Genomic DNA, 19,724 nt, shown 5'->3' on the forward strand with positions numbered 1-19,724 from the left:
AAGTTCTTGTTATTTCGCTGAAAGAGAACAGCGATTGAAATGCGCGCCGCAGGTTTCAGGCGCTCCAAAGGTGCGAATAATAGCACAAGGGGACCTGGCTGGTTGCCGGATACCGTTAAAAGATATGTATATGATCCGCGCTATAACCCTCCGCGAATCAACCCGCCCATGCCGCGACGCTCCATAAAGGCTGCAACCTGATGGCGAACTTCGGTCGCCAGTTGCGCTTCCAGACTACGCTGCGCAAGATTTTCTGCTTCGGCATAATCAATGCGCCGCAGCAGGTATTTTACGCGCGCTACAGAACGTCCGTTCATAGACAGATGACGATACCCAAGCCCAATGAGGATTGCCACGCACATGGGATCGCCCGCCATTTCACCGCACAAACGGAGATCGATACCATGTATTTCCGCTTCCCGAGCGATCATCGCCAGAGCTCGTAACATTGCAGGATGAAGACTGTCATAAATGTTCGCCACCCGGGTATTGTTGCGATCAACGGCCAGGATGTATTGAGTCAGATCGTTGGTGCCAACAGAGATAAAATCGACCCGCTTTGCCAGATGCGGCAGCATAAATACCATTGACGGCACTTCAAGCATGATGCCGATACGTGGTTTGGGAATTTCGTAACCGATCATCTCCTCGACTTCACGTCCGGCACGTTCAATCAGGCGGCGTGCTTCGTCAACTTCATCGAGGCTGGTGACCATCGGCAACAGAATATTCAGGTTGCCCGTAGCGGCATTAGCACGCAGCATCGCCCGCACCTGGATCAAGAAGATCTCCGGCTGATCGAGCGTAATGCGAATCCCACGCCAACCCAGGCATGGATTCTCTTCGCTGATCGGCATGTAAGGCAGCTGCTTATCTGCTCCGACATCCAGCGTACGCAAGGTGACGGGTTTATCATTGAACATTTGCAGCATCCCCTGATACTGCGCCACCTGTTCTTCTTCCGACGGAAAACCACTTTGCAGCATGAATGGGATTTCAGTGCGATAAAGACCGATGCCATCAATACGGCTGCCCAGTTTTTCTTCATGTTCCGGGCTTAAACCAGCATTGAGCATGACTTTTATACGCTCACCGCTTTTTAACTGGGCGGGTAAATTGACGTCATCTTCCGCCAGACGGCTAAGCTCAATCTCTTCACTAATTAGCCGCTGATATTCTTGCAGCAGTACCGGCTCCGGATCGACCAGCAATTCACCGCGATAGCCATCAACGATCAGCGTCCTACGATGCAGCACCGAAGGCTGAATATCCGCGCCCATCACGGTAGGGATCCCCAGCGCACGTACCATGATCGCAGCATGGGAGTTGGCTGCGCCATCTCGCACGACAACACCGACTAAGCGATCCTGGGGCAGCTCAGCAAGCGTTGTCGCTGACAGTTCATCTGCCACCAGAATGAAACGTTCCGGCCAGGCATTCGGCCCTTGATTAGCGTCATCAAGATGAAACAGCAATCGCTGACCCAGCGCACGTAAATCGCCAGCCCGCTCTTTGAGATAGTTATCGCTTAGCGCGGCAAACTGTTCGGCAAATTTTTCAATGACCGTTTTTACCGCCCACTCTGCCACCGAGCCTTTATCAACCTCGGCAAACAATTCGCGACGCAGCCGGGTGTCCGAAAGCAGGTGCGAGTAAAGATCGAAAATAGCCGCCGTTTCTTTTTGTGCACCGGCGGCAAAGCGTTTGCTGTAGCGGCGAAACTCGTTTGCCGCTCCTTCCAGCGCCCCGGTCAGTCGTTCGCGTTCCAGAGCCGGATCCAGCGTTGATGCCTGATACACCTGTTCCATTAAAGGTAACGTGGCATCCTGCCAACCTTCGGCAATCGCCACACCAGGTGCTGCCGGTAATGCACGGATTCGCGTCTGGCGATATTGCCCAAACAAGGCAGTCAACTGCGACTGAGAAAGAATAGCTGCCATCTGGGTGGCAAGCGTCACCAGGAAGGATTCTTCACTTTCGTCATACTGGCGCAACTCTCGTTGCTGTACCACCAGTACACCAAGCAACTGGCGACGTTGAATAATTGGTACGCCTAAAAACGCGCGGAAACGTTCTTCTTTTACGGAGGGGATGTATTTGAAGCTGGGGTGCTTTTGCGCATCTGCAAGGTTTATCGGTTCCGCCAGCCTGCCAACCAGGCCGACGATCCCTTCATCAAACGCGAGCGTTACAGTGCGACCGCGTGGTTTTTTCAGCCCCCGGGTCGCCATCAGGTAGTAACAACGTCGATCATGATCGGCAAGGTAAACCGAACAGACCTCGGTATCCATCGCAAGACAGATGTCGGTAACCAGAATATTTAACGCCTCATTCAGGCGTGGTGCGCTGGCTACCTTTTCGACTATTTCGCGCAGGCGAGTGAGCATAATTGGCGTGACTTAACCTCTTTTACGTCGATAAGCAGATGCGTTTTGTGGTTTTGGCGTATTTTCCTGCAGTGACATCACCACACTCGCGAACTCTTTCATTACCCTACGGTAGACATCACGTTTAAATGACACCACCTGTCTGACCGGATACCAGTAACTTACCCATCGCCAGCCGTCAAACTCTGGTGTACTGCTGGTTTGCATATTGATTTCTGCATCGCCGCTCACCAGCTGCAAGAGAAACCATTTTTGTTTTTGGCCGATACAAACCGGCTTCGTGTCCCAACGCACCAAACGTTTCGGTAATTTGTAGCGCAACCAGTTACGCGTTGAAGCAAGGATTCGAACGTCTTTGCGGCTTAATCCTACTTCTTCAAACAATTCACGGTACATCGCCTGCTCTGCGGATTCTCCGGGGTTGATTCCGCCTTGCGGAAATTGCCAGGAGTGCTGACCAAATCGCCGGGCCCACATTACCTGCCCCTGGCGATTACAAATCACGATACCTACGTTTGGGCGGTAGCCATCGTCATCAATCACCGGACTACCTCAAAATAAAGCTTTATATACGAATGATTGTTTCATACTCCAGGAAGACGGTAAACCACTCTCTGCAGGGCATTACACACTAATAACAATTGAATAACTCACAGTTATGTGCAGAGTTATAAACAGAGGAAGGGGTGGATAGCCGTTTTTATTCACCTTTTCTGTGGATAGAGTTGTGAAGAACTACGGAATTACTACGGGAAAACCCGGAGCATTCTGAATAAGCCCGATATAGACATTTTAAAATATTCATTATCAGTCAATGCATTACATGTAATTTTAGTAATAAAAAAGAGTAATTCGTGACCCAGGTCACACCTCTCACTTACGGGTTGGCGAAAGATCAACCAATGCGGTATTTATCCACAGAATGTGCCACTAAGTTAAGCACTGAACCACTAAAAACTGGAGTTTCGTCGCACGTCAAGGCTGTAAATGGAAACAGTAGTGGAGGTTTTTCACAGTTATCCCAGCTTTCTGTGGATAACATGGTGTAAGATCCTGTTTATTTTCAGTGACCAGATTTGGAAAACCCATTGCAGTGTTGCGCAACTCGATTACAGGAAGCCTAAAAAGCAATATAAATCAGAGAATTGAACAACGCATGTGGAAAAAGTTACACTGCGAATATTCGGCACATAATTGCTGTTTGTTTTTTAACCAAGGTATCGTGACATGTCCCAACCTCGCCCACTGCTCTCTCCTCCCGAAACTGAAGAACAGTTGTTAGCGCAAGCACAGCAACTTTCTGGTTATACATTGGGAGAACTGGCGGCACTTGCCGGGCTGGTTACACCAGAGAATTTAAAACGCGATAAGGGCTGGATTGGCGTGTTACTGGAGATCTGGCTAGGTGCCAGCGCAGGAAGTAAACCTGAGCAAGATTTTGCTGGCCTGGGCGTGGAACTTAAAACTATCCCTGTGGATAGTCTTGGTCGTCCGCTGGAAACAACATTCGTTTGTGTTGCCCCGTTAACGGGTAATAGCGGGGTGACCTGGGAAACCAGCCACGTACGCCACAAGCTCAAACGCGTACTGTGGATACCGGTTGAAGGCGAGCGCAGCATCCCGCTGGCGCAGCGTCGCGTAGGATCACCGTTACTGTGGAGCCCGAATGAAGAGGAAGACCGACAGCTACGCGAAGACTGGGAAGAATTAATGGATATGATTGTTCTCGGTCAGGTTGAGCGGATTACCGCTCGTCACGGGGAATATTTACAGATACGACCGAAAGCAGCGAATGCGAAAGCACTTACCGAAGCCATTGGTGCCCGGGGCGAACGGATTCTGACGCTGCCACGCGGCTTTTATTTGAAGAAGAATTTCACCAGTGCACTACTGGCCCGTCATTTTCTGATCCAGTAGCCATCGCTTTGACCTGCCGCTTTCCGGGCATATAATTACCGCTTCATTTTTTTGGCAGGGCTTTTTAGATGTTATTTGCATGGATAACCGATCCTAACGCCTGGCTTGCGCTCGGTACGCTGACGCTGCTGGAGATCGTTCTTGGGATCGACAATATTATTTTCCTTTCTCTGGTGGTGGCAAAGCTTCCCACAGCACAACGTGCTCATGCGCGCCGTCTGGGGTTGGCGGGAGCCATGGTTATGCGTCTGGCGCTGCTGGCATCCATCGCCTGGGTTACGCGCCTGACGAATCCGCTTTTTACAATATTCAGTCAGGAAATTTCCGCCCGTGATTTGATTCTGCTTCTGGGTGGCTTGTTCCTTATCTGGAAAGCCAGCAAGGAAATCCACGAATCCATCGAAGGTGAAGAAGAAGGGCTGAAAACACGCGTTTCATCATTCCTCGGCGCTATCGTACAGATTATGCTGCTGGATATTATCTTCAGCCTCGATTCAGTGATTACCGCTGTGGGTCTGTCAGATCACCTGTTTATTATGATGGCAGCCGTGGTAATTGCCGTAGGCGTGATGATGTTCGCTGCGCGTTCGATTGGTGATTTTGTCGAGCGCCATCCTTCGGTAAAAATGCTGGCGCTCTCTTTCCTGATTCTGGTGGGCTTTACCCTGATTCTGGAAAGTTTCGACATCCACGTACCGAAAGGTTACATCTACTTCGCGATGTTCTTCTCTATTGCGGTTGAAAGCCTCAACCTTATTCGCAACAAAAAGAACCCGCTCTGATACTCCGTACGCTCTCCTGCGGGAGGGCGTACTCACTCCTGTTCCCCTCACAGTTTAAGATTTTCCTGCTTTCAAGATATATAACGTCGGTTTATAAACAGACTATTATCATAGGTGGGCCAAATGAGGATAACCGGATGAAAAAATGGGCAGTAATAATTTCTGCAGTCGGACTGGCGTTTGCTGTTTCCGGGTGTTCCAGTGATTACGTCATGGCGACCAAAGATGGCCGTATGATTTTGACCGATGGAAAACCTGAAATTGATGATGATACCGGGCTGGTGAGTTATCACGATCAGCAAGGTAACGCGATGCAAATTAACCGTGATGATGTTTCGCAAATTATTGAACGTTAACTAATAAGGTCAGCATCCGGCTGGCCTTAAGATTTTTCTCTTTCCCTTTTCCCTTCCCTCTGCCATTTTTATATTCCTTATGTCGTGATTATAAAAAGGAAACGGCTATGCAATATCACCGTATACCCCACAGTTCGCTGGAAGTCAGCACGCTGGGGCTTGGCACGATGACGTTTGGTGAACAGAACAGCGAAGCCGACGCCCACGCACAACTCGACTATGCCGTCGCTCAGGGCATTAACCTTATCGACGTTGCCGAAATGTACCCAGTACCTCCGCGCCCCGAAACGCAAGGGTTGACTGAAACCTACGTCGGCAACTGGCTGGCGAAACATGGCAGCCGCGAAAAGTTAATTATCGCCTCCAAAGTGAGCGGACCGTCGCGCAATAATGACAAGGGCATCCGCCCGGATCAGGCGCTGGATCGGAAGAATATCCGCGAAGCGCTGCATGACAGCCTCAAGCGTCTGCAGACTGATTACCTCGATCTCTATCAGGTGCACTGGCCGCAGCGCCCAACCAACTGCTTCGGCAAACTCGGTTATAGCTGGACGGATTCTGCGCCTGCGGTTTCGCTGCTGGATACGCTGGACGCACTGGCAGAGTACCAACGCGCGGGAAAAATTCGTTATATCGGCGTGTCGAACGAAACTGCATTTGGCGTAATGCGCTACCTGCATCTGGCGGACAAACACGATCTGCCGCGTATTGTCACCATTCAGAACCCCTACAGCCTGTTAAACCGCAGTTTTGAAGTAGGTCTGGCAGAAGTCAGCCAGTATGAAGGGGTCGAACTGCTGGCCTATTCGTGCCTGGGTTTCGGCACACTGACCGGGAAATATCTCAATGGTGCAAAACCCGCTGGCGCACGTAATACGCTCTTTAGTCGCTTCACCCGCTATAGCGGTGAGCAAACGCAAAAAGCCGTCGCGGCGTATGTTGATATCGCCAGACGTCATGGCCTGGATCCTGCTCAGATGGCGCTCGCTTTTGTACGCCGTCAACCGTTTGTTGCCAGCACTCTGCTGGGCGCAACCACGATGGAGCAGCTGAAAACTAACGTCGAAAGTTTGCATCTGGAGTTAAGCGAAGACGTATTAGCTGAAATTGAAGCGGTACATCAGGTTTATACTTATCCGGCACCATAAGATTAACGCCGGTTAAAACCGGCGTTAAATATTAATGACGGCGCTGCCAGATCCACAGCGCCGCTATTGCCAGCGCAAACAGCGCACCGAAGCCAATGCCAATGGGCACGACCGGGATGCCTACCATTACCGCCAGCGAGTAAATGCCCAGCATCAACAACATAGCGCTGTTTTCGCCAAGGTTTTGTACTGCAATCGCATTCCCCGCCCCGACGCTTTTTTTACCCCGCTCCTGTAGCAACGCATTGAGCGGAACGACAAAAAAGCCCCCCAGCACGCCAATCAGCATCAACAAGGCATAGGCTGGCAGCAGCTCATGTTGCAGGGAGAAAATCAGTACCACCACGCCAATCAAAATCCCGGCTGGCATACAGCGTGATACGGTTTCCAGCGTAACCAGCTTCGCTGCCGCACCTGCGCCAACCACGATACCAATCGCTACCATCGCGTTGAGATAGGTCGGCGTAGCGTTATCGGTAATGCCCAGCGCCACCGGTACCCACAGCACCAACAGGAAACGCAGCGTGACACCTGCTCCCCAGAATAAACTGGTGCCCACCAGCGAAAAACGCGTTTCACCATTGCGCCATAGCGAGGTGCAGGCATTCAGGAAACTGCGGGTCATGTTGATGAGATTCCAGGACTGCCCCGGACGCGCCGCCGCCAGTTTGGGAATGTAGATATTGGCAACGACCGCACCACCGTAGGCCAGTGCGCATGCGGCCAGGGCGACCAGGACATGCCAGTCAGCCAGCACACCACCGGCTACGGAACCGAGCAAAATCGCCGCTATGGTAGAAGCTTCCATTAAACCGTTAGCTTTCACTAACTTACTACCCGTGGTTAATTCGCCGAGAATACCGTATTTCGCCGGTGAATAGGCTGCAGCACCAACACCCACCAGCGTATAGCCGAGAAACGGATTGATACCAAAGCAGATACTGGCTGCGCCCAGCAGCTTCAGGCCGTTGGCAAACATCATCACTCGGCCTTTGGCGAAGCTATCCGCCACCTGTCCGACAAACGGCGCAAAAAGAATGTAAGCACCTACAAACACCATTTGCAGGATGGGCTGGCTCCACTCCGGATAGAACTGCGCTTTCAGTAACGCCAGAGTGGCAAACAGCAGCGCATTATCGCCAAACGCAGAGAGAAACTGCGCCACGATAACCGCTTTCATCCCCTTCGACCACAACGAAGTGTTAGTGTGCACTGACTCACTCATCGTGTTGTTCCGCTTCGTCTACCCAGCTTTTCAACGTGACAAAGTCAGGTTTGCCGCTTCCAAGTAATGGCATCTGTTTCAGATAGCGAATATCGCGCGGTACAGCAAGCTCCGGCACGCCGTGCTCGCGGGCATACTGTTGTAACTTATCGCGCGTCAGTTCGTTATCTGTGGTGAAAAGCACCAGTGCCTCGCCTTTGCTGGCATCGCTCTTAATCGCAGTGGCATGGACTTTATCTGGCGAAACACCAAGTGCCAGTTGTTCCACCATTTCCAGCGACACCATTTCGCCTGCAATTTTGGCAAAGCGTTTTGCGCGGCCCTGAATCTGCACAAAGCCCTGCTCGTCAAAACGCACAATATCGCCAGTATCATACCAGCCGCGCTCCATTTCGCCGCGAACATTCTCGGCGGTGGGCACTTCCAGTACACCTGGCTTCTCCACCCGCAGATAGCCGTTCATTATGTTCGGCCCTTTCAGTTGCAGGCGTCCGCCCTCTTCGATACCAGGAACCGACAACAGGCGCGCGTCCATACCTGGTAGAATACGCCCTACCGTACCGGGTTTCGCCGCCATCGGTACGTTGATAGAAACGACAGGCGCGCACTCGGTCACACCGTAGCCTTCAAGGATGCGCAGGCCAAATTTATCCTGCCAAAGCTGTTTGGTACTTTCTTGTAGTTTTTCTGCGCCTGCCACCACATAGCGTAGACGATAGAAGTCATACGGGTTGGCGAAACGCGCGTAGTGACCGAGGAAAGTCGAGGTACCGAACAACACGGTGCAACTGCGGTCATACACCAACTCCGGCACAATGCGGTAATGCAGCGGGCTTGGATAAAGGAACACTTCTGCACCTGTGAGCAGTGGCGTAAACAGGCCTACCGTCAGCCCAAAGGAGTGAAACAGCGGTAACGCCGACATAAAGCGATCGTTGGTGGTGAAGTCGGCAATCGTTTTAATCTGCTCGACATTCGCCAGAATGCTTTTATGGCTATGGACGACGCCTTTCGGATGGCCTTCAGAACCGGAGGTAAAAAGGATCAGCGCCTCTTCTTCCGGCTGCTGTTTTACCTGTGCCAGACGCGGCATCAGCAAATGAGAGAAGATCCACACTTTGTCGGCAGTGGTGACATCTGCTTTTAAATCTTCCAGATAGACCCAGCGCACCTGAGTAAGTTGCTCCGGCAGATGCCAGAGTTTGCCTTTATCGAGAAACTGGCGGGAAGTGAAGATGGTTTTGATTTCAGCTGCCGTAATGGCGCTGGTCAGCCCTTTTACCCCAGCGGTGTAGTTCATCATTGCAGGAATGCGACGACGGGCGATGGCCCCAAAAATCACTGCCGCACTGATGCCTGCATTGGGCAGCATTAAGCCGATGCGTTCGCCTTCAATACTGTATTTTTCAAGGATGCGTCCAACAAACAGCGTTTTAGTAAGCAATTTGCGATAGGAGTCTGGGGTAAAGTTGACGTCTTCAACACATTTCTTCCCGGCTCCGAAGCGGTACATTGCGCTCAGTAAAGATTCGTACAGCGTTTCACGCGGGCGCACCGCCATACGCGCTTCCATCATTATTTGATGCAGCATTTCGCCAGCGATTTTGCGACGGTCACGGGCACGCGGCGCATCCGGCATCTCCACCTGCGTTGGTGGCAAAATATGCAGAGTAATTTGCGGGAACAAGCGACGTTTAACCAGACCTTTCAGGCGGCTGAAGTGCGTAAGTTCCGCCCCTTCAATACGCACAGGAATAACCGTTGCACCAGACTTCGCCGCGACAAAACCCGCACCATCGTAGATTTTCATCAGCGAGCCTGTGGTGGTGATTCGTCCTTCAGGGAAAATCACCACTGGTCGGCCCTGTTCCACCAGACGTACCAGATGTTTAATCGCCATAGGTTGCGTCGGGTCGAGAGGAACAAAGTCGATAAATGATTTCAGCCAACGCATATACCACTGTTGGCTTATTGAGGTGTAAACGGCAAATACCGGACGTACGGGTAAAAACAATGCCAGCAGTATGCCATCAATAAAAGAGACGTGATTAGGCGTGATTAGAACGCGCTCGCCCTTCAGTGCCTGGGTGTCACCCGTAACGCGAACGCGATACAAAACACGGCACAAATTTCGAAAAAAGCTAAAAAGCATTCCAACTCCCTTTGCTCTGATTCAGTAAAAGCGAATGGAGGGAGATTACACGAGATAAAGAACGCGAGCGACAGTAAATTAGGTGCGAAAAAAAACCTGCGCATCCGCGCAGGTTGGTGCAAGAGACAGGGTACGAAGAGCGTACCGAATAATCTCACCAATCAATACCTCTGGGATCTTGATTGTGGTCTGCACGACGACTCTTCGCCAGTGAGAAAACGCAAAGGAATGAAGGGAAATGCAACGAGGTGTGTAAATTGTCGGTTACTGTTACAGATTGATGACCGGCAAAAAAAAACCTGCGCATCTGCGCAGGCTGGTGTAATTCATGTGCTCAACCCGAAGTTGACTTCACCTATCAATACCTCTGGGATCACCACTTTAGCAACCTGAAGCCAAACGCCACCAGCGGTCAATCGCAACAGCGTTTCGCAAAGTGTAACCAAAGGTTTGCAATCTCTTTTTTTGTCTTACTTATTTGCGTTTGGCTCACATTCCCACGATGAAAACACGCCGCCCCTTGAACCAACGGGCGTTTTCCGTAACACTGAAACAATGTAAGCGTTTACCCACTAAGGTATTTTCATGGCGACCATAAAGGATGTAGCCCGACTGGCAGGCGTTTCAGTCGCCACCGTTTCCCGCGTCATTAATAATTCACCCAAAGCCAGCGAAGCTTCCCGGCTGGCTGTGCATAGCGCAATGGAGTCTCTTAGCTATCACCCGAACGCCAACGCCCGTGCGCTGGCGCAGCAGACCACTGAAACGGTCGGTCTGGTCGTTGGTGATGTTTCCGATCCGTTTTTCGGTGCAATGGTGAAAGCGGTCGAACAGGTGGCTTATCACACTGGTAATTTTTTATTGATTGGCAACGGTTACCACAACGAACAAAAAGAGCGTCAGGCCATTGAGCAACTGATCCGCCATCGCTGTGCTGCGCTGGTTGTCCATGCCAAAATGATCCCGGATGCCGATTTAGCCTCATTAATGAAACAAATGCCCGGTATGGTGCTGATCAACCGTATCCTGCCTGGCTTTGAAAACCGTTGTATTGCTCTGGACGATCGTTACGGTGCCTGGCTGGCAACGCGTCATTTAATTCAGCAAGGTCATACCCGCATTGGTTATCTGTGCTCTAACCACTCTATTTCTGACGCCGAAGATCGTCTGCAAGGGTATTACGATGCCCTTGCTGAAAGTGGTATTGCGGCCAATGACCGGCTGGTGACATTTGGCGAACCAGACGAAAGCGGCGGCGAACAGGCAATGACCGAGCTTTTGGGACGAGGAAGGAATTTCACTGCGGTAGCCTGTTATAACGATTCAATGGCGGCGGGTGCGATGGGCGTTCTCAATGATAATGGTATTGATGTACCGGGTGAGATTTCGTTAATTGGCTTTGATGATGTGCTGGTGTCACGCTATGTGCGCCCGCGTCTGACCACCGTGCGTTACCCAATCGTGACGATGGCGACCCAGGCTGCCGAACTGGCTTTGGCGCTGGCGGATAATCGCCCTCTCCCGGAAATCACTAATGTCTTTAGTCCGACGCTGGTACGTCGTCATTCAGTGTCAACTCCGTCGCTGGAGGCAAGTCATCATGCAACCAGCGACTAACCGCAGTTAAAGCAATTCCAGCGCCAGTAATTCTTCGATGGTCTGGCGACGGCGAATCAACCGCGCCTGACCATTATCAAACAGAACTTCTGGTAACAGCGGACGGCTATTGTAGTTGGATGACATTGACGCGCCATATGCCCCCGTATCATGCAGTACCAGATAATCCCCTGCCTTCACTTCCGGCAAGGCGCGGGTTTCAACATTTCCCCCTTCCTGCTGGGTAAAGACATCGCCCGATTCACATAATGGCCCGGCGACGACGGTTTCCACCGTTGGTGCGTGTTCCAGAGAACGACCATCAGCTGCCAGGGCACTGATATGGTGGTAACTACCGTACATTGCCGGGCGCATCAGATCGTTGAACCCGGCATCAACCAGCACAAAGTGGCGGCTACCCATTTGTTTGACGCTCCGCACTTGAGTAATTAATACGCCAGCCTGCGCTACCAGAAAGCGACCCGGTTCAATTTCCAGTTTCACAGGATGGCCCAAATGGCGGGCGATTTGCTCACGCGCGGCATTCCACAGACCATAATAATGTTCGGTATCAACCGCCTCTTCACCCTGTTGATAAGGAATAGAAAGCCCACCGCCTGCAGAAATAGCCTGTAAATCCTGACCGAATTCGAGGACCTGACGCACCATAGCACCACATACCTGTTCCAGATGGGCATAATCAACGCCAGAACCAATGTGCATGTGAATGCCGACCAGCTGTAGATGATGACGTTGTATCACGTCCAGTGCGGCGGGCAGATCGGTGTACCAGATACCGTGCTTGCTGTTTTCGCCACCAGTATTGGTTTTTTGGCTATGCCCGTGACCAAACCCCGGATTAACACGCAGCCATACCCGATGCCCTGGCGAAACCTGACCCAGTTGGTCGAGCATATCAACAGAACCCGCATTCACCGGAATTTGCAATTCACTGACGCGTTCAAGCGTCGCCTGATCGATAACATCTGCCGTAAAAACAATATCATCGGGGTGCGTTTGCGGATTGTAACCCGCCGCCAACGCACGCTCTATTTCGCCTAACGAGACGGAATCCACTTTCACGCCCTGCTCACGCATTAAGCGCAAAATATGAATATTGGAACAGGCTTTCTGTGCGAAGCGCACCACATCAAACTGTTTCAGCGCTGCAATCTGCCGACGAATAATTTGCGCATCGTAGACCCACACCGGGCAGCCAAATTCTGCGGGCAAACGCAGCAGATTTTCGGCGGTGAGATCGGTATCAGTGCTGAACAGTGAATGTGGCATAACAAACTCCAGATAAGTGCTTTTTTATGATTACGCCACATCATAAAAAGAATAAAAAATATCGATTTATGTTGAGTCTATGCAAAAATGATATGGATTACCGGATTGCGAGAGAGCGCTAATGGCCGCCGTTAACTTACGTCATATTGAAATTTTTCATGCGGTAATGACCGCCGGAAGCCTGACTGAGGCGGCACACCTGCTACACACCTCACAGCCAACTGTCAGCCGCGAACTGGCGCGCTTTGAGAAGGTGATCGGGCTGAAATTGTTTGAGCGCGTACGTGGACGATTGCATCCTACCGTGCAAGGACTGCGTCTGTTTGAAGAAGTGCAACGATCCTGGTACGGACTGGATCGCATTGTCAGCGCCGCAGAAAGTCTGCGCGAGTTTCGCCAGGGAGAACTGTCTATTGCCTGCCTGCCGGTCTTTTCGCAATCTTTTTTACCGCAGCTCCTGCAACCCTTTCTGGCACGTTATCCCGATGTCAGCTTAAATATCGTGCCCCAGGAATCACCGCTACTTGAAGAGTGGCTCTCGGCCCAGCGTCATGATTTAGGACTCACTGAGACGCTCCATACGCCTGCGGGAACAGAACGTACCGAATTACTCTCTTTAGATGAAGTGTGTGTGTTACCTCCGGGTCATCCGCTGGCGGCAAAAGAGATATTAACGCCAGAAGATTTTCACAGTGAGAACTACATCAGCCTTTCCCGTACTGACAGCTATCGCCAGTTGCTGGATCAATTGTTTACTGAACATCAGGTTAAACGACGCATGATCGTAGAAACCCACAGCGCCGCGTCAGTCTGCGCAATGGTACGGGCGGGGGTAGGCGTTTCGGTAGTTAACCCACTCACCGCACTGGATTATGCGGCAAGCGGTTTAGTGGTGCGGCGGTTCAGCATTGCGGTTCCATTCACCGTCAGCCTGATCCGCCCCCTGCACCGCCCGTCATCAGCGCTGGTGCAGGCGTTTAGTGAGCATTTACAAGCGGGTTTACCGAAACTGGTCACTTCTCTTGACGCGATTTTGTCGTCAGCTACGACAGCATAAAAGCGACAGCATCCTCGGCATGGATCGCCGCGGTATCAAACACAGGCAAAACACTGCGCTCTTCTGGCACCAGTAAACCAATTTCTGTGCAGCCAAAAATGACGCCCTGTGCGCCCTGTTCTGCAAGGCGAGCAATCACTTGCGCATAATAAGCGCGTGACGCTTCGGTAAATTGCCCCAGACACAGTTCTTCAAAAATAATCTGATTAATTTTCGCCCGTTCATCCGCTTCAGGAATAAGACAGTTGATGGAAAATTGTTCCGTCAGCCGCCCGCGATAAAAATCCTGTTCCATGGTGTAACGTGTACCCAGCAGCGCCACACGAGTCATTCCTGCCCCGGTAATTGCACGTCCAGTGGCATCCGCTATGTGTAAGAAAGGCAGAGAGCAACGAGACTCAATGGCATCCGCCACTTTGTGCATCGTATTGGTACATAACACAATACCTTCTGCGCCCGCCCGCTGTAAGCCAAGCGCCGCCTCAGCCAGAATATCCCCGGTTTTGTCCCACTCACCGCGACGCTGGCACTCTTCTATTTCATGAAAATCGACGCTATGTAGCAGCACTTGCGCAGAGTGAAGCCCACCAAGCCGCTGTTTAATGCCTTCATTTATCAGACGATAGTAAGGAATGGTGGATTCCCAGCTCATTCCTCCCAGCAAACCAATTGTTTTCATTCCTCTCTCCTGATGTGTGTTACCGCAACAAGGCTGAATAAGGAACGAGACAAACGCCTCAACGGCCAGGTGCCCAATCTCTATTAACGAAAAAAGGGCCGGATGTACAGCACATCCGGCCCGTGAAATCAGACGCCGATATTTCTCAACTTCTCGCCTGCCATCAGTTTGCGTTCGATATGTTCCAGGGTGACATTTTTGGTTTCCGGAATGAGCCAGAAAGTGATGCCCACAAACGCAATGTTCAGCGCAGTGTAGAGCCAGAACGTACCGGCAGCGCCAATGCTGTCGAGCAGCGTCAGGAAGGTCGCGCCGATAATCATATTCGACACCCAGTTCGTGGTGGTCGAACAGGTAATACCGAAATCGCGGCATTTCAGCGGCTGAATTTCAGAGCACAAGATCCACACCACTGGCGCGGCGCTCATCGCATAACCGGCAATACACATCATCGTCATGCCAACAGAGAGCCAGGACAAGCCACTGGAAGCCGTACCGTTATCAAACTGCATCAGGCAATAGCCCAGCACCAGAGTGCCTAACGCCATCACGCTGAAACCAATTTTCAGAGCCGGTTTACGCCCTGCTTTATCTACCGTAAAAACCGCAATGAAGGTGGCGAACATAAAGGTCAGCCCCACGACCAGAGTCGCAATCATCTGTTGTTCTGTGGTCGTAAAGCCCGCCATTTTGAAGATACGCGGCGCGTAGTACATGATGATGTTCATACCGGTAAACTGCTGCATCGCCTGCAACAACATACCGAGAAACACAGCACGACGGACGTTACGGTTGATCTTAAACAGTGCCCAACCGCCCTGTTTTAACTTCAGGCTTTCACGAATTTCGTTGAGTTCTTCTCGCGCTTTTTCCGACGTATCGCGCAGCATACGCAACACTTCTTCCGCCTCAATATGACGCCCCTTTTCCGCCAGCCAGCGCGGGCTATTTGGCAGGAAGACCACCAGAATAATCAGCAGGACTGCTGGTAAAGCAAGAACCCCCAACATTGCGCGCCAGTTACCGCTATAACTGAACGCTGTATCGGATAAAAACGCCAGCACGATGCCGAGTGTGACCATCAACTGGTACATACTGATCATCTTACCGCGAACGTTTTCACTTGCCATTTCAGAAAGATACAGAGGAGCGGTGTAAGACGCGATCCCGACAGCAATGCCCAGCACCACACGAGCGGCGATTAACATCTCTACGCTGGTCGCAAAAGCGGACCCTATCGAGCCGAGCACAAACAGGATGGCCCCCGCCATCAGGCTGTATTTACGCCCCAGGCGGAACGACAGCCAACCATTAAACAGCGCACCAATTGCTGCGCCGAGCATCATGCTACTGACCACCCATTCCTGCAAACGGCTGGTCAGCACAAAGTGATCGGTAATGAACGGCAAGGCTCCGGCGATTACGCCGATATCAAGACCAAATAACAATCCTGCGACCGCAGCAGCTACCGAAACAAACATATTCATACGCCGCGTATCCCGCAAAGAACGTGGCGTTAAAGCAGATTCCGTATTGATAGTAACCATTTTTTCCTGCCAGCAGAGAGTAAGACATAGTGAAAAAATACGTGAACAATTCACACAGGTGTCAGGTCGGAAATAGCATAAATATGGATTAAATTGCTGCGACATGTCGTTATGTGATGGATATTCCAATTTTCAAATTAAGTTGAATTATTGAGATTATTATTAACCACCTAATTTTAAAGCAGATAAAATTCATAAAGTTCATTAATTGATAATTGATATGGATTATTTCATAACCATGATATGGATTATGATGATCTACAGGTATAAAAAACCCTGCCATGCGGCAGGGTCATAAAAGTAAGAAGAATGGATTAACGAGCCAGCCAACCGCCATCCACGGCAATGGTATAACCATTCACATAATCTGAAGCACTGGAGGCAAGAAACACTACCGGCCCCATCAGGTCACTCGGCAGTCCCCAACGGCCAGCTGGAATACGGTCGAGAATTTCCGCGCTACGTTGTTCATCTGCCCGTAGTTGTTGAGTATTGTTGGTCGCCATGTAACCCGGAGCTATCGCATTAACATTAATGTTGTGTTTAGCCCATTCATTCGCCATCAATCGCGTCACGCCCATCACGCCGCTTTTTGATGCGGTATAAGAAGGCACACGGATCCCGCCCTGGAAGGAGAGCATTGACGCGATATTGATAATCTTGCCGCCATTGCCTTGCGCGATAAAGTGTTTCGCCGCAGCCTGAGACATGAAGAATACGCTCTTGATATTCAGGTTCATGACATCGTCCCAGTCTTTTTCGCTGAACTCGAGAGCATCTTCGCGCCGAATCAATCCGGCGTTATTCACCAGGATATCAATATGACCAAACTCCGCTACCGCGCGATCCAGCAGTCCAGGAATGCCATCAATCTTTCGCAGATCGGCGGTCAGGCTTAAAAAACGACGCCCCAGCGCCGTGACCTGCTTGATGGTTTCAGTCGGTTCGACGATGTTAATGCCCACAATGTCACAGCCCGCTTGCGCCAGCCCCAACGCCATCCCCTGACCCAGTCCAGTATCACAACCAGTGACGACCGCAACTTTACCTTCGAGAGAAAATGCACTTAAAATCATAACAATACCTTATTCGTTTATGCCCACAACTAGCGCAAATCTTTAACGGCCACATGGTCCATATCATCAAAGACCTGGTTTTCACCGACCATGCCCCAGATAAAGGTATAAGCTTTGGTTCCGACACCGGAATGGATCGACCAGCTCGGGGAGATCACCGCCTGCTCGTTATGCATCACAATATGACGCGTTTCTTGCGGCTGCCCCATCATGTGGAAAACGCAGGCGTCATCATCCATATTGAAATAGAAATAAACTTCCATCCGGCGCTCGTGGGTGTGACACGGCATGGTGTTCCACAAGTTACCCGGAGCCAGCTCCGTCAGCCCCATACTCAATTGGCAGGTTTCCAGTACATCCGGGACAAAATATTTGTTAATCGTGCGACGGTTACTGGTGAGGTTATCGCCTAACGTGACTGGAGATACTTCGTCCGGTGTGACTTTTTTGGTGGGATACGTCGTATGCGCAGGTGCGCAATTGTAATAAAACTTCGCCGGAGTAGCGGTATCAATACTGGCAAAGACAACTTCTTTTGCGCCTTTACCAACATACAGGGCGTCGCGGTGACCGATTTCATAGCATTGACCATCGACGGTAATCGTACCGGCACCGCCAATATTGATAACACCTAACTCGCGACGTTCCAGGAAATAGCTTACGCCGAGTTGTTTACCAACTTCCCCGCCAACGGAAACCGTTTTAGTTACCGGCATAATGCCGCCAACAATTATACGGTCAATGTGGCTGTAAACCATGGTGTACTCATCGGCGACAAATACCTTTTCAACCAAAAATTCATTGCGCAGCCCCTGGGTATCCAGCGTTTTTGCATGCGCACTGTGGATGCTCTGTCTTACGTCCACATCAACCTCCGATAATCAGTGAAGCGTGAAAATAGAAAACGATAGTGAAACGCTGTTTCGTTTTCTCTATAAGGGGATGATATGCCCAGGGGATAGGGTTTTCAATTAAAAATAAAACAATGTTTCATTTTTTAAGTTAAGGACTGAAAAAAGTGCAGTGTCGATCACGAATATGTCATGAAAATGGAAAAATCAGGGAGCCCTGAAAATGTATGTCGACTCGCCAGCCACCATTATTCAACAGATTGATGACGGCTGATATTTATCGGTAAGGAGGAAATGCAGAGCTATTCGTCACGTTCAATGGTCAATGCCACGCCCTGGCCCCCGCCGATACAAAGCGTAGCCAGTCCTTTGCGGGCATTACGTTTCACCATTTCATGAACCAGAGAAACGAGGATTCGGCAACCGGAAGCGCCTATTGGGTGACCGAGTGCGATCGCGCCACCATTGACATTGACCCGACGCTCATCCCATTCAAGCATCTTGCCAACCGAAAGCGCCTGTGCAGCAAACGCTTCATTAGCCTCGATAAGATCGACATCAGCCAACTGCCAGCCAACACGCTCCAGGCAACGGCGGGTCGCATACACCGGCGCAATTCCCATCAATGCCGGATCTACACCAACGCTGGCAAATGCGCGGATGCGGGCCAGCACGGGTAAATTCAACGCTCGTGCTTTGGCTTCGCTCATCATCATTACTGCAGCTGCGCCATCGTTTATGGATGATGCATTACCCGCTGTCACAGAGCCGAGACTATCAAATGAAGGATTTAAACGGGCTAAGCCTTCTGCACTGGCGTCAGTGCGTGGCTGTTCATCGGTATCTACAACCAACGTCTGACCGTTACTTTGGGTCATTACCGGGACGATCTCATCTTTAAATCGTCCGGCGTCAATCGCCGCTCGCGCTTTTTGTTGCGAGCTAAGTGCGTAAGCATCCTGCAACTGACGGCTGATGCCATATTCGCGAGCCAGATTTTCGGCGGTGACACCAATATGATAATCATTGAAGGCATCCCACAACCCATCGTGCACAAGACTATCAACCAACTGGCTATTGCCAAGCTGTGCACCGGTGCGGCTATCAGTCAGAACATGTGGTGCGCGACTCATGTTTTCCTGACCACCGGCGATGACAATATCAGCCTCGCCACACTGTATCGCCTGAGTAGCCAGATGCAGTGCTTTAAGCCCGGAACCGCAAACGTCATTAATCGTGATTGCAGAAACGCTGTTAGGAAGACCACCTTTAATAGCCGATTGCCTTGCCGGATTCTGCCCTGCCCCTGCAGTCAACACCTGACCAAGAATCACTTCATCCACCGCATATTCAGAAACACCGGTACGTTCTATTAATGCTTTCACGACCAGGCTGCCAAGTTCCACGGCGGAATGACCCGCTAACGCACCACGAAAGCAGCCGATAGGTGTCCGTAACGCCCCGACAATCACAACGTCTTTCATCACAACCTCGCACCAATTAACAGTGCAATAGTAAATGATTGTTAATTACAGTTATCTTAATTGTTTAAAAAAAAGTGATTTTTATCACAAAGGGAATACGCCTGACCAGCAGTCAGAGACATAACTGGCACGTAAGGTTTGCAACCACTAACCCACCAATAGAGAGGTAGAAAGGGC

General features: G+C 50.9%; 17 protein-coding genes. 6 read left to right on the top strand and 11 right to left on the bottom strand.

The annotated features are described in order from the left end of the window. Window positions 1-140 precede the first annotated feature (140 nt). The 3 genes from ptsP to ygdT all read right to left on the bottom strand — a co-directional run bounded on the left by ptsP (window position 141) and on the right by ygdT (window position 3,429). Entirely contained in the window at window positions 141-2,387 is a 2,247-nt protein-coding gene (gene ptsP / locus G434_RS14430) for a phosphoenolpyruvate--protein phosphotransferase (RefSeq protein ID WP_000957927.1), read from the bottom strand. Between the two features lie 12 nt (window positions 2,388-2,399). After that, window positions 2,400-2,930, bottom strand: coding sequence for an RNA pyrophosphohydrolase (gene rppH / locus G434_RS14425; protein ID WP_000564489.1), 531 nt, complete (start codon window positions 2,928-2,930; stop codon window positions 2,400-2,402). Between the two features lie 352 nt (window positions 2,931-3,282). After that, a complete protein-coding gene (gene ygdT, locus G434_RS30940; protein WP_001305801.1) occupies window positions 3,283-3,429 on the bottom strand; it encodes a protein YgdT in 147 nt (48 codons plus the stop codon). 185 nt (window positions 3,430-3,614) lie between these two features. On the opposite strand from ygdT, the gene mutH reads away from it, so the two are divergent. From mutH to G434_RS14405, 4 genes are all read left to right on the top strand, one after another. Beyond that, on the top strand, window positions 3,615-4,304 hold the full coding sequence (gene mutH, locus G434_RS14420) for a DNA mismatch repair endonuclease MutH (RefSeq protein WP_000082197.1): 690 nt from the start codon (window positions 3,615-3,617) through the stop codon (window positions 4,302-4,304). A 68-nt stretch (window positions 4,305-4,372) separates the two neighbouring features. Continuing rightward, window positions 4,373-5,086 (top strand): TerC family protein, encoded by a 714-nt coding sequence (locus G434_RS14415; RefSeq protein WP_000895624.1) that lies wholly within the window; start codon window positions 4,373-4,375, stop codon window positions 5,084-5,086. 137 nt (window positions 5,087-5,223) lie between these two features. Continuing rightward, the gene (gene ygdR, locus G434_RS14410; RefSeq protein ID WP_000758655.1) at window positions 5,224-5,442 is read left to right on the top strand and encodes a lipoprotein YgdR; all 219 of its coding nucleotides are present in this window, start codon (window positions 5,224-5,226) and stop codon (window positions 5,440-5,442) included. Window positions 5,443-5,549: 107 nt separating this feature from the next. Beyond that, entirely contained in the window at window positions 5,550-6,590 is a 1,041-nt protein-coding gene (locus tag G434_RS14405; protein ID WP_001199299.1) for an NADP(H)-dependent aldo-keto reductase, read from the top strand. Window positions 6,591-6,621: 31 nt separating this feature from the next. Here the strand turns inward: G434_RS14405 and lplT are convergent, their stop codons facing one another. Together lplT and aas are read right to left on the bottom strand one after the other, a co-directional pair. After that, complete coding sequence (lplT, locus tag G434_RS14400; protein WP_000004609.1) at window positions 6,622-7,815, bottom strand: lysophospholipid transporter LplT; 1,194 nt, start codon at window positions 7,813-7,815, stop codon at window positions 6,622-6,624. Beyond that, entirely contained in the window at window positions 7,808-9,967 is a 2,160-nt protein-coding gene (aas, locus tag G434_RS14395) for a bifunctional acyl-ACP--phospholipid O-acyltransferase/long-chain-fatty-acid--ACP ligase (RefSeq protein ID WP_000899035.1), read from the bottom strand. Before aas ends, lplT begins: the two co-directional genes overlap by 8 nt. A 585-nt stretch (window positions 9,968-10,552) precedes the next feature. Here aas and galR point away from each other — a divergent pair. After that, the gene (gene galR, locus G434_RS14390; protein WP_000201063.1) at window positions 10,553-11,584 is read left to right on the top strand and encodes an HTH-type transcriptional regulator GalR; all 1,032 of its coding nucleotides are present in this window, start codon (window positions 10,553-10,555) and stop codon (window positions 11,582-11,584) included. 6 nt (window positions 11,585-11,590) lie between these two features. Here galR and lysA read toward each other — a convergent pair whose 3' ends face one another. Next, window positions 11,591-12,853, bottom strand: a complete 1,263-nt coding sequence (gene lysA, locus G434_RS14385) for a diaminopimelate decarboxylase (protein WP_001120720.1) — start codon at window positions 12,851-12,853, stop codon at window positions 11,591-11,593. 121 nt (window positions 12,854-12,974) lie between these two features. Here lysA and lysR point away from each other — a divergent pair, with 121 nt between their 5' ends. After that, the gene (gene lysR, locus G434_RS14380; RefSeq protein WP_000741816.1) at window positions 12,975-13,910 is read left to right on the top strand and encodes a DNA-binding transcriptional regulator LysR; all 936 of its coding nucleotides are present in this window, start codon (window positions 12,975-12,977) and stop codon (window positions 13,908-13,910) included. Here the strand turns inward: lysR and ygeA are convergent. The 5 genes from ygeA to G434_RS14355 all read right to left on the bottom strand — a co-directional run bounded on the left by ygeA (window position 13,897) and on the right by G434_RS14355 (window position 19,547). Continuing rightward, window positions 13,897-14,589, bottom strand: a complete 693-nt coding sequence (ygeA, locus tag G434_RS14375; RefSeq protein WP_000848654.1) for an amino acid racemase — start codon at window positions 14,587-14,589, stop codon at window positions 13,897-13,899. The two genes, lysR and ygeA, sit on opposite strands and share 14 nt — an antisense overlap. A gap of 128 nt (window positions 14,590-14,717) precedes the next feature. Then, entirely contained in the window at window positions 14,718-16,136 is a 1,419-nt protein-coding gene (gene araE, locus G434_RS14370; RefSeq protein ID WP_000256438.1) for an arabinose-proton symporter AraE, read from the bottom strand. Between the two features lie 314 nt (window positions 16,137-16,450). Next, window positions 16,451-17,212 (bottom strand): 2-dehydro-3-deoxy-D-gluconate 5-dehydrogenase KduD, encoded by a 762-nt coding sequence (gene kduD, locus G434_RS14365; protein WP_000603526.1) that lies wholly within the window; start codon window positions 17,210-17,212, stop codon window positions 16,451-16,453. Between the two features lie 29 nt (window positions 17,213-17,241). After that, the gene (gene kduI / locus G434_RS14360; RefSeq protein WP_000383248.1) at window positions 17,242-18,078 is read right to left on the bottom strand and encodes a 5-dehydro-4-deoxy-D-glucuronate isomerase; all 837 of its coding nucleotides are present in this window, start codon (window positions 18,076-18,078) and stop codon (window positions 17,242-17,244) included. Window positions 18,079-18,365: 287 nt separating this feature from the next. Then, window positions 18,366-19,547 carry an acetyl-CoA C-acetyltransferase gene (locus G434_RS14355; RefSeq protein ID WP_000656042.1) on the bottom strand — a complete coding sequence of 394 codons (1,182 nt, stop codon included), beginning with the start codon at window positions 19,545-19,547 and terminating at the stop codon, window positions 18,366-18,368. Window positions 19,548-19,724: the final 177 nt, after the last annotated feature.

The organism is Escherichia sp. KTE172 (assembly GCF_000408845.1).
Classification (GTDB): domain Bacteria; phylum Pseudomonadota; class Gammaproteobacteria; order Enterobacterales; family Enterobacteriaceae; genus Escherichia; species Escherichia coli.

Bases quoted from the DNA above. Each gene is read 5' to 3' on its own strand.
- aas (WP_000899035.1), bottom strand. From the start codon at position 9,967: ATGCTTTTTAGCTTTTTTCGAAATTTGTGCCGTGTTTTGTATCGCGTT.
- ygdR (WP_000758655.1), top strand. From the start codon at position 5,224: ATGAAAAAATGGGCAGTAATAATTTCTGCAGTCGGACTGGCGTTTGCT.
- ygeA (WP_000848654.1), bottom strand. From the start codon at position 14,589: ATGAAAACAATTGGTTTGCTGGGAGGAATGAGCTGGGAATCCACCATT.
- G434_RS14405 (WP_001199299.1), top strand. From the start codon at position 5,550: ATGCAATATCACCGTATACCCCACAGTTCGCTGGAAGTCAGCACGCTG.
- lplT (WP_000004609.1), bottom strand. From the start codon at position 7,815: ATGAGTGAGTCAGTGCACACTAACACTTCGTTGTGGTCGAAGGGGATG.
- kduD (WP_000603526.1), bottom strand. From the start codon at position 17,212: ATGATTTTAAGTGCATTTTCTCTCGAAGGTAAAGTTGCGGTCGTCACT.
- lysA (WP_001120720.1), bottom strand. From the start codon at position 12,853: ATGCCACATTCACTGTTCAGCACTGATACCGATCTCACCGCCGAAAAT.
- lysR (WP_000741816.1), top strand. From the start codon at position 12,975: ATGGCCGCCGTTAACTTACGTCATATTGAAATTTTTCATGCGGTAATG.
- araE (WP_000256438.1), bottom strand. From the start codon at position 16,136: ATGGTTACTATCAATACGGAATCTGCTTTAACGCCACGTTCTTTGCGG.
- ptsP (WP_000957927.1), bottom strand. From the start codon at position 2,387: ATGCTCACTCGCCTGCGCGAAATAGTCGAAAAGGTAGCCAGCGCACCA.
- mutH (WP_000082197.1), top strand. From the start codon at position 3,615: ATGTCCCAACCTCGCCCACTGCTCTCTCCTCCCGAAACTGAAGAACAG.
- G434_RS14415 (WP_000895624.1), top strand. From the start codon at position 4,373: ATGTTATTTGCATGGATAACCGATCCTAACGCCTGGCTTGCGCTCGGT.
- G434_RS14355 (WP_000656042.1), bottom strand. From the start codon at position 19,547: ATGAAAGACGTTGTGATTGTCGGGGCGTTACGGACACCTATCGGCTGC.
- galR (WP_000201063.1), top strand. From the start codon at position 10,553: ATGGCGACCATAAAGGATGTAGCCCGACTGGCAGGCGTTTCAGTCGCC.
- ygdT (WP_001305801.1), bottom strand. From the start codon at position 3,429: ATGTTATCCACAGAAAGCTGGGATAACTGTGAAAAACCTCCACTACTG.